Here is a 12,976-nt window from a genome sequence, read left to right as displayed (position 1 = left end):
CCGTCGCTACTCCTCAATTGAGCTATAACGTTAAACAATTGCAGCGTTTTTGCACGGGGGAGTGATGGTATGACGCTACTGTATTTCCTTACCCTGTTTCCGCTGGTACCGGCGCTGGGTATGCTGCTCGCGCGCGGTGAGCGAGCCCGCGATGCGGTAGGGCTCATAGGCTCCGGCATTATTATGGCGGTGACAGTTGTAGTCGCCGTCATGTTTTTTGGCACGGGTCCGCAGAGCTTTGAGGTTGCCCCCGGCACCTCGCATGTGCTCTCGATCGTCAGCTCCGTCATCGACGTAATTCTGTGCGCCGTCATCCTGTACAACGCGTACAAATACAGGAACGCGCTCACCACGGTGCTCGGCATAGTCCAGCTGGTGGGCTCGCTCGCCTTTGCAGCCATGACGTTGCCCGCGGCCGAAGCCGTCACGGCGACGCCGCTCTACCTGGACTACATGAGTGTGATCATGGTCCTCGCCGTCGGTATCGTCGGCAGCCTAATCTGCGTGTATGCCCTGGGCTACATGAAGGACTTCCAGGCTCATGACGAGCACGAGGCCGCGCTGCGCGGGCAGACCGCGCCCGACCGTCGCCCGCAGTTCCTGGCACTTATGTTTCTGTTCCTCTCGGCCATGTTCGTCATCGTGACGAGCGATAACCTTGAGTGGCTGTTCTGCGGCTGGGAAATCACCACCGTGTGCTCGTTCCTTATGATTGGCTACACGCGCACGCCCGAGGCCATCAAGAACGCCTTTACCCAGATCATCCTCAACATGCTGGGCGGTATCGCGTTTTTGGCGGGCCTTATGTTCTTGCACGTTAACGGCATGCCGCTGACCATCTCGGGCATGATCGAGCTTTCCGGCGCCGGTACCGCGCAATCCGCACTGCTGGTGATGCCGGTCATCCTGTTGTCGCTCGCCGCACTCACCAAGGCCGCACAGATGCCGTTCCACACTTGGCTGTTGGGTGCCATGGTTGCCCCCACTCCCACGAGCGCCCTGCTGCACTCGTCAACCATGGTTAAAGCCGGCGTGTTCCTAATGGTCAAGCTGAGCCCGCTCTATGCCATCTATCCCGTGACGGGCTTTATGGTCACGAGTGTGGGTGCCATCACGTTTTTGCTCGCTGCCCTCATGGCCATCTCGCAGAGCAACGCCAAACGCGTGCTCGCATTCTCCACCATTTCCAACTTGGGCCTTATCAGTGCCTGCCTGGGTGTCGGCGCGCCCGAGGCCGTATGGGCGGCCATCTTTCTGATCCTGTTCCACACGGTGGCAAAGTCGCTGCTGTTCCTGTGCGTGGGCACGGCCGAGCATCATATCGGCAGCCGCAATATCGAGGACATGGACGGTATGTTCAGCCGCATGCCGCACCTGACGCGCCTGATGATGCTGGGCATCATGGGCATGTTTGTGGCGCCATTTGGCATGCTCGTGTCCAAGTGGGGCGCCCTGGTGGCGTTTGCGCAGACCGGCAACGTGCTCATGATCATGGTGCTGGCCTTTGGCTCTGCCGCGACGTTCTTCTTCTGGGGTAAGTGGCTCGCCAAGCTTTCGGGTGTCGACCCCACGGCTCAAAACGTTGAGGTCAATGTCCATAAGACCGAATGGATGGCGCTCAACACCATCGCCGCGCTGCTGATTCTGTGCTGCGTGGCGTTCCCGCTCATCTCGAGTGGTCTGGTGTCGCCTTACTTGGCCATGGTGTTTGGCCGCGTGCCATACGTTATCGGCAAGGATGCCATGTATCTGATGGTCGTTATCGTGGCTTTTATCGCCGTGGTGCTGCTGACTTCATTCCGCGTGAGCAATAAGCCGCACGTCAACGTGTACCTTTCGGGCGTGGGAACCGACAAATATCGCCATTTCCGCGGCTCGATGGGACGCGAGGTGAAGGCCGAAAAGCGCAATTGGTATTCGGAGGATGCCCTTGGCGAGAAGCGTATTGGCCCCGCGGGTAGCGTCGTGTGCTGCAGCATTATCTTGTTTGCGCTGCTGTGTTGCGCGTGGATTGGGCCCGAGAGACTTGCCATGAGTGCGCCCTCGGTGCTGCGCGGCAAGTATTTTGAAGGTTCGGGTGTCGTGGGCATTTTTATTGGCACCGTGGCGTTTGCCCTGCTGGCGCCGCTTGTGGGCGGCCTGATCGACGGCCTCGACCGCAAACTTTCGGCCCGCATGCAGGGCCGCGTGGGCCCGCGCCTGCTCCAGCCATTCTACGACGTTGCCAAGCTGCTGCGCAAAGCCCCTGCCAGCGTAAACACCATGGACGATACCTATATGGCGTGCGCGCTCATCTTTACCGTGGTGGGCGGTGGCATCTTTGTGTCGGGCTCCAACACGCTGCTGTGCGCTTTTATGGTGACGCTCGCCGCGATCTTTGTGGTGCTGGCGTCCGCCTCGACGCAAAGCCCGTTTGCGCAGGTCGGCGCCGATCGTGAGTTGCTGCAGGTTATGAGCTACGAGCCCGCCGTTCTGCTGATGAGCGTGGGCCTGTATCTCGCCACCGATAGCTTTGATTCCATCGCCGTGACGGGGCAGTCGGCCCCCATCATCGTGTACAGCGCACCCATTTTCCTCGCGTTGCTCGCGGTGCTTACCATCAAGCTGCGCAAGTCGCCGTTTGACCTTTCGTACTCGCATCACGCGCATCAGGAGATTGTCCAGGGTGTCGCCACCGAGATGAGCGGCGGCACGCTGGCCAAGATGACCCTTATGCACTGGTGCGAGACCGTGCTGTTTTTGATGTGGGTGGGCATGTTCTTTGTCTGGGACAACCCGGTGAGCTGGGTGGTCGCCCTGGTCGTGATGGCTGTGGCGTATTTTGTCGAGGTTCTGATCGACAACACCTTCGCACGCAGCACCTGGCGCAGCTGCTTTAGGCTCGGATGGGGTGTGGCGCTGGTGTTTGGCCTGCTCAACCTTATGCCCATCCTCGTCGACGTGTTTATTTAGGAGGCGGCATCCATGGATCATAAAATGTCGCGCTCGCCGTGGGTTATTCATTACGACGGCTCGAGCTGCAACGGATGCGATATCGAGGTGCTGGCCTCGCTCACGCCGCTGTTCGATGCGGAACGCTTTGGCGTGGTCAACACCGGCAACCCCAAGCATGCGGACATCTTTTTGGTGACGGGGTCGGTCAATGCCCAGAACCTGCCCGTCGTGCGCCAGATCTACAATCAGATGCTCGAGCCCAAGTGCGTGGTGGCGTGCGGCATTTGCGCGTGCTCGGGCGGCGTGTTCCGCGATGCCTATAACGTGATCGGCGGCGTGGACCGCGCGATTCCCGTGGACGTGTACGCGCCCGGGTGCGCCATTCGCCCCGAGACGGTGATCGATGCCATCGTGGAGGCATGCGGCATCCTGGACCAGAAGGAGGCCGTGATGCGCGCCGGCGGCGATCCGCTCACCGTAGGCGGCGCTGCTACCTGGGACGGTGGCGTTGAGCTGGGCGAGGACGGGTTTGTGGCTGCTGCGGGGGCCGGCGACACGGCCGCTGGGACGCCCGTCGTGCCCGCCGCTGCAAAGGAGGCCGAGTAATGCAAAAGGCTATCTATACCACCGTCGGGATTGACGAGCTCCTGTCGCATGTCCAAGCGCTCAAGGGCGTCGGCGCGCGCTTTGTGCAGATGCACGCCGAGCGCTGTGTGGACGACGGATCGTATCGCCTGGTCTATACGTTTATCGACGTTCGTGCTACTCAGGAGCATATTGCGCAGGACGGCAGCTATGCGATCGAGAACCTGATGGTTGAGGGAATTGATCAGTATCAGGAGATTCCGTCCATCAGCTCGTACTATCCGGCGGTATTTCCGTTTGAAAACGAAGCGCACGACCTATTCGGTCTTGCCATCACCGATATGCAGATTGACTTTAAGGGCTTTTTCTACCAGGTCTCGACTGCCGAACCCATGAGCGTTATCACGCCCGAGGTGAAGGCCGCACGCGAGAAGGCCATGAAGGTGCGTGCCGCTGCCGAGGCCAAGGCGCGCAAGGCCGCGGCCGAGAAGGCCGTCGCTGCCGCACCCGCTGCGGGGGAGGGCGCCGCGGGTGCCGGCGATGCTGCGAGCGCTGATGCCGCCCAGCCCGCTGCGGCTGCCGGCTCCGATGCTCAGCACGATGAGGCTGCTGCGAAGGCCGCGCTCAAGGCCGCCGAGATGGAGGCAAAGCTCGCCGCCATGGATCCCGAGAAGGCGGCCAAGGTCCGCGCGGCGCTTGCCGCAAAGGCCGCCCGCGACAAGCAGAAAAAGGAGGCGTAAGGTCCATGGCATATCGCTCCGTTATTCCGTTTGGCCCACAGCACCCGGTGCTGCCCGAGCCGCTTCATCTGGACCTGGTGATCGAGGACGACCGCGTTCTCGAGGCAATTCCGCAGATCGGCTTTGTGCACCGCGGACTCGAGAAGCTCACCGAAAAGCGCGACATGCATCAGTTTGGCTACATCGCCGAGCGCATCTGCGGCATTTGCGCCGTGGGCCACAGCTGCGGCTATGCCAGCGCCTGCGAGCGCATGCTCGACATCGAGGTGCCCGGCCGCGTGCAGTATATCCGCACCATTTTGCACGAGCTTTCGCGCATCCACTCGCATCTGCTGTGGCTGGGCCTGCTCGCCGACGCCTTTGGCTTCGAGGCGCTGTTCTATCGGTCATGGACCCTGCGCGAGCAGATACTCAAGATTTTTGAGAGCACTTGCGGCGGGCGCGTGATTCTGTCGATTAACGAGATCGGCGGCCTTAAGCACGATATCGAGGACTCCGAGCTGGCGGGCATTGTCCAGACGCTCGATGCCATGCGTCCTGACTACGAGGCCCTGCTGCATACGTTTTTGGACGACAACAGCTGCGGCGAGCGCCTGCATGGCGTGGGCGTGATTAGCAAGAAAGACGCGCTGGAGCTTTCGATGGTCGGTCCGTTTGGGCGCGCATCGGGCGTGGATTACGACGTGCGCATGTTTGACGACGGTGCCTATGCGGATCTGGCTGCGTTTGAGCCCATCGTTGCTACCGATGGCGATTGCTATGCCCGCTGCCAGGTGCGCTGTGCCGAGGTCGCGCAGGCCATGGACATCATTAAGGAGCTTGTGGGCAAGATTCCGCACGACGGGATAGGCGGGCGCACCAAGCTTACACCGGCCGACGGCGCACGCGGCGAGGTTGTGATTGAGCAGCCGCGCGGCGAGGCGTATTACTATGTGCGCGGTAACGGCACCAAGAATCTGGACCGTTTTCGCGTGCGCACGCCGACGTCGCAAAACCTGGCGGGTCTGACGCATGCGCTGCAGGGCGTGCTCCTTGCCAACGTGCCCATGATTATCCTGACCATCGACCCCTGCATTAGCTGCACGGAAAGGTAGGCGCGGCATGAGTTTGCTGACATTTGCCAAGACGGCCTTGGGCTCTATGGTCAAGCAGCCGGTCACGGTGTGCTATCCGCAGGAGAAGCTGACGGCGCCCGAACGCCTGCGCGGGCATATCGTTAACGACATGGACGTGTGCATTTGCTGTGGCATGTGCGCGCGCCGCTGCCCGGCGGGCGCGCTCGTGGTCGATCGCAAGGGCGGAACGTGGTCGATCGACCCGTATGCCTGCGTGGTGTGCGGCGAGTGCATCGAGAGCTGCCCCAAGCACTGCCTGACTATGGACACCGCCCGTACTCCAGTTGCGGCGGATAAGACTCCCACGGTAGAAACCAAGCCGGAGTAACGCTGGGATAGAACTGGAATAGGGGCCGGTGGGGCAATTTTGCCCCACCGGCCCCGCGCTTAAACGTGCGGTTGTGCCGTCGCGAACAAAACTATGCCGGATTACTACGATAAATCGCCCACCTCCAACCACACCGCATTTGGCAAAATCAAAACCGCAGGTAGACGGCTTGTAGTTTTGCGAAAAAATCACGCGTGGTCGGGAATCTCGTTTTTATCGTAGTAAACCGGCATAGTTTTGAAATGACACCATATTCGTAACAGCACTTGATCTCCCGTGGACAGAGGGAAACGGATCATTTTGGCCTCGCGAGGACATCCGTGTGGCCCGTTCGCCATGAAATGGGCCTATCTACTACGTTTGGGCGGCGTCCCTCAACCACGGCAAAAAATGCGAAAAGAAAACCGCAGGTAGAACGCCTGCGATTTTTCGTAAAACACGGTTATGGTCAGGGGTATCGGGTTAAACGTAGTAGATGGGCCGGTTTCGTGGCGAGCGTTACCAACTGATCCCCCGGGGACGGAGGAAAACGGATCATTTTGACCTGTTGGCTCCGAGTCGCACCCGTTTTCCTGCGAAAACCCTCGTGTCTCAACTTTGGTGAGACATTTGTCTCACGCCCAAAACCGAATCTGGAACGTGTGTCACCTGCCCAAATTGTGTCTCATTCCGTAACTTTAGGCTGATGCAAGGTCTGAGCCTGCGAGAAGGGAGACGCGATGAGTAAGTACACGAGGGGTCTCTTGGCGGTGATACTGGCCGTAGTGCTGGTGTTGCCAGCCGCAGCATTCGCCATGCTGCCCGAGGCCAACGCCAGGTCCAGCACAGGAATGGACGGACCGATAATGACCGGAAAGGTCGTCGACCCCGACACCAGCGGTCGCTGGGAAATCTGGGCGGCAGGCCACGGTGGCAATAAGGTAACGACCCAAAACGTCGGTCGAATCTGGACCGACAAGACGGTTAAGGAAACTGGAGAAAACAAAGCGTCAGATTTTGTGACTACGCTTTCGGCGATGTCCTCAACGTCTAATTCGACCGTGACGGTCACCACGCCACTCGACATCGTGATGGTGTTGGATGCCTCCGGCTCGATGGATGATCCTATGGGTGGCGGAGATCGCACCAAGCGTATCGATGCACTGAAGGGCGCTGCGAACAGCTTTATCGATACCATCGCCAAACAAAACGAGGCTATCGAGGGTGTTGATAGGCAGCATAGGGTTGCCATTGTTAAGTTTGCGGGTGATAAGACTGATAAGGTCGGCAATAACACGTACGATAAACGCGAATTTGGTAGAACTAATACCTACAACTACTCCCAGGTAATGGCGGGCTTGACCAATTGCTCCGGCCCCGGCGTGACTGATCTTAGGGAAACAATTAAGGCAATTAAACCAGCTGGTGCCACGCGCGCCGACAATGGCCTGCAGCTGGCAGAAGGCATCACTTCTAGTCGCGCGGACGCCAAGAAGATTGTTGTGTTCTTTACCGACGGCACGCCAACGAGCTACGACGAGTTTGATTCTAAGGTCGCTAACGATGCCGTGACGGCTGCCAAGAACATGAAGGACAGCAAGGCCACCGTTTATACCATCGGCATCTTTAGTGGAGCGGACCCCGCTGCCGATCCCTCGAAAAAGGGGACAAGCGACGTCAACAAGTTTATGCACGCCGTGTCGAGTAATTATCCCGATGCCACATCGTATGCGAGCGACAAGCTTGGCACACGCGCGGAAAATTCCGACTACTACAAGTCGGCGACCAATGCCGAAGAGCTCAAGAAGGTCTTCGACGACATCTCGCAGGCCATCACATCGGAGGCGCCTTATCCGACCGAAATCCATAAGGGCTACGACGAGACCAAGTCCGGCTACATCACGTTTACCGACGAGCTGGGCGACTTTATGCAGGTCGACGGATTTACCGAAGTCGTCATCAACGGCACGCCGTTTACCGAGGCGAGCAAGACGGTCAACAAAGAAACCAATACCGACACCTACGAGTTCGCCGGCAAGGCAAAAGACCTGCTCATCACCGTGCAGCGTGCCGGCGATGATAATCTCCAGAAGGGCGATATCGTAACGGTTAATATTCCTGCGTCGTTGATTCCGCTGAGCCACTTTAAGACTGTAGACGGCAAGCTTTCGGTCGACAACGTTAAGCCCATCCAGGTGAAGTATGCCTCGAGCGTGAAGAGCGCCGCACTTGACAACCTGTTTACGCCCGAGAAAGTAGCAGGGCTCAAGGACTACATCGAGCATAATACGACTGTCGTTGACGGCACCAAGACCGTGAGCTTCTACGCGAACAAGTGGAGCGGTGGTGCGTTGGGCGATACGGTTGCGACCTTTGAGCCGGCCGACACCAACCGCTACTACTACTTCCAGAAGCAGACTCCCATTTACGCGGATAAGGACTGCACGCAGCCTGCAAAGAATTCGCTGACAGATACTGGCACCTATTATTACAAGGATGAGTTTGAGGAGCAGGGCAAGAACGGCGAGGCCAAGCCCGCCACCGCCGTCATCGAGTTTGTCGGCGGCGACGCTGCGAAGTTTGACGGCGCTATTGTTGCCGACGAGGACGGCAACCTTTCGTTTAGCGTGGGAACCGCGCGCCTGGCCTTTATCGATGAGCTCCACACCACCAAGAAGAGCGTGGGCGACAACAACACTGGTACCGCGACCGATGTTCTCAACCCCAAGTGGAATAACGTGTCCGCCAAGGCGACCGCGACGCATGTCAATTCCTACCTGGGCAACAACGGCAAGATCAGCTTTGCGTATGACATGACGCCGGCAATGGTGAACACCAAGGCCAGCTTTGGTCTGACCAAGGTGCTCGAGGGTCGCGACCGGACGAATGCTGACGCGTTTGAGTTTGGCCTGACGTCCGAGAACGGCGCCCCGATGCCTACGACTACGACTGCGATCGTGCGCAAGGCCGACCTGGACGCCCAGGGCAAGGCTGCCATCGACTTCGGTACGATCGAATACACCGAACCTGGCACGTACGTCTACAAGGTCAGTGAAAAGCACGCCGGGACCACGATTGACGGCATCGCCTACAGCGGTAACGTCGCGGAGATCACCGTGACGGTGAAGCCCAATAAGAAGGGCGAACTGAGCGCTGACGTGAAGGTGACCTCGGGTGAGACTGAGTTCAAGAACGTCTACGCTGCGGATCCTGTTGAGTCCAGCGTTACCGACCAGATTACCGCGGCCAAGTCCCTGACCGGGCGCGACTTGGCGGAAGGCGAGTTCAGTTTTGAGCTGCTCGAGATCGCGGACAAGGAAGTTAAGCCTGTCGAGACTGTTACAAACGGCGCCGACGGCAAGGTGACGTTCAGCGCCATCAAGTACACCGAGATCGGCCAGCACACCTACATGCTGCGCGAGGTCAAGGGCGACGCCGGCGGCATCACCTATGACGATACGACCTACACCATCGTGACGACCATCAGCGATAACGGCAAGGGCCAGCTGGTGGCCACGCACGAGCTGAAGGGCGCCGAGGACGTCAAGAGTATCGAGTTCAAGAACGCCTACACCGCGAATGCTGCCGAGGCCTCGCTTGCGGGCATCAAGAACCTGCAGGTCGCCGACGGCTTGACCCCGGCTGACATTGCCGGCAAGTTCACCTTTACCGTGACCGGTGAAGAGGGTGCACCCATGCCCGCGAACGCGAGCGTGACCAATGATGCCAAGGGCAAGGTCGACTTTGGCAAGATCACCTTTACGCTCGACGACCTTAACAAGGCTCTGGGCGAGAAGCCCGAGAAGCGCGAGCACACCTTTACCTACACCGTGACCGAGTCCGGCGAGGTCGCTGGCGTGACCAACGACGCCAAGCTGTCGCGCGAGGTTTTCTTCACCGTGACCGATGACGGCAAGGGTAATCTGATCGTATCCCGCAAGCCGGACGGCGATGTGGCATTTACGTTCACCAATACCTATAACGTGACGCCTGTCGAGACGAGCGTCACCGACCAGATCACCGCGAACAAGGTCCTGACCGGGCGTGAGCTCAAGGAAGGCGAGTTCTCCTTCGAGCTCGTCGAGGGCGATAAGGTCATCGCTACCGGTACCAACAATGCCGAAGGCAAGATCACGATGGGCGCCGTGAAGTACACCAAGCCTGGTAAGCACACCTACACGCTGCGCGAGCTCAAGGGCGGAACCACCAGCAAGGGCATCACCTACAGTGACGCCAAGTACACTATCGAGACCACCATCACGGACAACGGCGACGGTACCCTCAAGGCCGAGCATGTCCTGAAGGACGCCGAGCCCGCCGAGTTCAAGAACACCTACAGCGTGACCCCGCTCGATGCAGAGCTCGACTTTGACCTGAGCAAGGTCATCAGCGGCCGCGACTGGACGGATGGGGACGAGTTCAGCTTTACCATCACCGCCCCCGAAGGCGCCCCGCTCCCCGATCCCGCAACCGTAACCGTGAGCAAGAAGGACGCGAAGGGCGGCATCGCCGCCATCAAGTTCGGCAAGATTCACTACGCTGCCGCCGGAACCTATAAGTACGAGATTCGCGAGAACGCGGGCAGCACGGTCGGTATGACGTATGACGCACATGTCGCGATCGCCGAAGTGACCGTGACCGAGGACGGCGAGGGCAACCTGACCGCCAACGTCACCAAGAAGGAAAACGGACGCTTTACCAACACGTATCGCACTGAGCTTAACTACACCGCTGCCGGCGGTCTGTGGCTCAGCAAGTATCTGGACGGCCGCCCCATGACCGAGGGCCAGTTCACCTTTACCGTGACACCAGCTGACGACGCTTCGGCTCGCGCGCTCGGTCTGCTGCCCGGGGCCAACAGCTTCAAGTCCCCCGAAGCGGCAGAGACAACGGTCGGACTGATCGACATCCTGGCTGGTCATGAGGTTAAATTTACGCAGGCTGACGCCGGCAAGACCTTCAAGTACACCGTGGCCGAAAAGAACGACGGCCAGCCCGGTTACACCTACGACGACGCTGCGCGCACCGTGACGATCGCCATCGCCGACGACACCGCTGGTACGCTCACCGCCACGACGACCGTTTCCGGCGGTCCCGAGGGCACGCATGAGACGGTCCACAAGAGTGGCGAGAACAAGGTCGAGAAGGCCCTGGTGCCGTTCCACAACAGTTACAGCGCTACGACCAACACGCCTGGCGGCACCGCCGCTCAGGTCGTTGCCGCCAAGACCCTGACCGGTCGCCCGATGGTCGACGGCGAGTTCTGGTTCGGTATCGCCTATCAGGGTGAGCTTGTGGCATACGAAAACCTCAAGCCCAATATCGGCGGGCACGTGAGCTTTGATACGCTGCACTACGACACCAAGATGCTTGCTAATCTTGAGGCTGCTGGGCTTGCTTATCGTACCGATAAGGACGGCAAGCTTGCCTGGACCATTAACTACACGGCCTACGAAGATTTATTCGGGCTGCCAAATGGCGTTTCCGCTACAACGTGGAGCTTTGGCTTTAAGGTTGTCGTCGTCGACAACGGTGACGGTACCCTGACGGCAACGGTCGACTACGGCGGCGTCGAGCCCTTGTTCGAGAACGTCTACGGCGCCGATGCCGTTGACGCCGCGCTCGCCGGAGCCAAGAAGCTCCAGGCTGCCGAGGGCCTGACCCCGGCCGACATCACGGGTAAGTTCACCTTTACCGTGACCGCCGATGAGGCGGGTGCCCCGATGCCCGAGCACACGACCGCAACCAACGACGCGGCCGGCAACGTGGACTTTGGCAAGATCCACTTTACGCTCGAGGATCTCAACCGCGCCCTGGGCGTGACGGACGATGCGACCGATAAGTCCGAGGCAGACGAAGCTGACGACGTCGATGCTGACGAGGCAGAGGCCGACGCCGACGCTGATGCCAACGCTGACGAGCCCGGCGACGAGTCCGAGCCCGCAGCCCCCACCGCTCCGCGCTCGCACACCTTTACCTACACGGTGGCCGAGTCCGGTAGCGCCCCTGGTGTGACCAACGACGCCAACGCCATGCGCAAGGTTTCCTACACCGTGACTGACGACGGTACCGGACATCTGCGTGTCGTGCGCGAGGGCGACGACGGTGCAGGCTTCACGTTCACCAACACCTACAGCGTGACGCCCACCGATTCTTCCGTGACCGATCAGGTCAAGACGGTCAAGCGTCTGACCGGCCGCGACCTTGCAGCCGGCGAGTTCACGTTTGAGCTGCTCGAGGACGGCGTGGTTGTCGCCAGCGGCGCCAACGACGCCAGCGGCACCGTTACGCTGAGCCCGATCCGCTACGAGGCGCCCGGTACGCACACGTACACGCTGCGCGAGGCTTGCCCCAACGCGCTCGGCCTGTACAAGGGCGTCACCTATGACGGCACGACCTACACCGTCGTGACCACCGTCTCCGACAACGGCGACGGCATGCTGAGCGCGACGCACAAGCTCGAGGGAACCACCGAGTCGGCTGGCTTTACCAACAAGTATCACGCCATGCCTACGCAGGTTTCCATCGGCGCGCTCAAGGTGCTCGAGGGACGCGAGCTCAAGAAGGACGAGTTTAGCTTTAAGCTCGTTGGCGAGGACATCGAGTCCACCGTCACCAACGATGCCGACGGTAAGATCAACTTCGACAAGTTTGAGTACAGCGAGCCCGGTGCGCACGTCTACACCATCAGCGAAGTCAAGGGCGACGAGGCCGGTATGACCTACGACAAGTCCGTCTTTACCGCGACCGTCAACGTGGTCGACGACGGTGAGGGTAACCTCAAGGCGAGCGTTACCTATACCAAGGGCGACAAAAGCGTCGAGGGCATCGTGTTCAACAACACGTACAAAAAGCCCGAGACGCCCGTGCCGACACCCGATCCCGGCACGCCCAAGACCGTGACGAACATCGTCAAGACGGTCAAGGGTTTCCTGCCCACCACGGGTGACCAACAGGCCGCCGCACTGCTCATGGCATTTGTTATTGCCATGGCCGGTGTCGGTGCCCTGGTCTGGGGTATCCGTAAGCGCTAGGCACGCTGGCAGCGCCCGGGGCCAAAAGGCCCCGGGCGGCCGGCGGGGAGCCAGAACACAGCCCCACCCCCAGCCCCAGCCGCCACGGAGGTATCTCCCTCCTCCGTGGCGGCGCTTTTGTGCGTAGGCGAGAAGGGCCTGCCACGAAACCGGCCCATCTACTACGTTTAGCCCCTTACCCCCAACCATGCCAAAAAGCGCGAAAACAAAACCGCAGGTAGAACGCCTGTGGTTTTGTTCAAAACGAAGGTATGGTCATGG

At 59.9% G+C, this 12,976-nt stretch carries 6 protein-coding genes; all 6 read left to right on the top strand.

The genetic code is table 11. From position 1 onward, the window contains the following. The first annotated feature begins 69 nt into the window (after nt 1-69). The 6 genes from AAAX72_RS04810 (at nt 70) to AAAX72_RS04785 (ending at nt 12,715) form a co-directional block, all read left to right on the top strand. Nucleotides 70-2,952, top strand: a complete 2,883-nt coding sequence (locus AAAX72_RS04810; protein WP_349129319.1) for a proton-conducting transporter membrane subunit — start codon at nt 70-72, stop codon at nt 2,950-2,952. A gap of 12 nt (nt 2,953-2,964) precedes the next feature. Then, complete coding sequence (gene nuoB / locus AAAX72_RS04805) at nt 2,965-3,540, top strand: NADH-quinone oxidoreductase subunit NuoB (protein ID WP_349129317.1); 576 nt, start codon at nt 2,965-2,967, stop codon at nt 3,538-3,540. Further along, on the top strand, nt 3,540-4,259 hold the full coding sequence (locus AAAX72_RS04800; RefSeq protein ID WP_349129316.1) for an NADH-quinone oxidoreductase subunit C: 720 nt from the start codon (nt 3,540-3,542) through the stop codon (nt 4,257-4,259). The genes nuoB and AAAX72_RS04800 overlap by 1 nt, the downstream gene beginning before the upstream one ends. Nucleotides 4,260-4,264: 5 nt before the next feature. Further along, a complete protein-coding gene (locus AAAX72_RS04795) occupies nt 4,265-5,353 on the top strand; it encodes a nickel-dependent hydrogenase large subunit (protein ID WP_349129315.1) in 1,089 nt (362 codons plus the stop codon). Between the two features lie 7 nt (nt 5,354-5,360). After that, nucleotides 5,361-5,702, top strand: coding sequence for a 4Fe-4S dicluster domain-containing protein (locus AAAX72_RS04790; RefSeq protein ID WP_349129314.1), 342 nt, complete (start codon nt 5,361-5,363; stop codon nt 5,700-5,702). A 719-nt stretch (nt 5,703-6,421) separates the two neighbouring features. Then, nucleotides 6,422-12,715 (top strand): FctA domain-containing protein, encoded by a 6,294-nt coding sequence (locus AAAX72_RS04785; RefSeq protein WP_349129313.1) that lies wholly within the window; start codon nt 6,422-6,424, stop codon nt 12,713-12,715. Nucleotides 12,716-12,976 lie beyond the last annotated feature (261 nt).

The sequence above is a fragment of the Collinsella sp. CLA-ER-H8 genome, from assembly GCF_040092335.1.
Classification (GTDB): Bacteria; Actinomycetota; Coriobacteriia; order Coriobacteriales; family Coriobacteriaceae; genus Collinsella.
Note: the sequence above shows the minus strand (reverse complement) of the source record. Positions and strands in the feature narration are given on the sequence as shown.

Coding starts and splice junctions, on each gene's coding strand:
- AAAX72_RS04810 (WP_349129319.1), top strand. CDS start 70: ATGACGCTACTGTATTTCCTTACCCTGTTTCCGCTGGTACCGGCGCTG.
- nuoB (WP_349129317.1), top strand. CDS start 2,965: ATGGATCATAAAATGTCGCGCTCGCCGTGGGTTATTCATTACGACGGC.
- AAAX72_RS04800 (WP_349129316.1), top strand. CDS start 3,540: ATGCAAAAGGCTATCTATACCACCGTCGGGATTGACGAGCTCCTGTCG.
- AAAX72_RS04795 (WP_349129315.1), top strand. CDS start 4,265: ATGGCATATCGCTCCGTTATTCCGTTTGGCCCACAGCACCCGGTGCTG.
- AAAX72_RS04790 (WP_349129314.1), top strand. CDS start 5,361: ATGAGTTTGCTGACATTTGCCAAGACGGCCTTGGGCTCTATGGTCAAG.
- AAAX72_RS04785 (WP_349129313.1), top strand. CDS start 6,422: ATGAGTAAGTACACGAGGGGTCTCTTGGCGGTGATACTGGCCGTAGTG.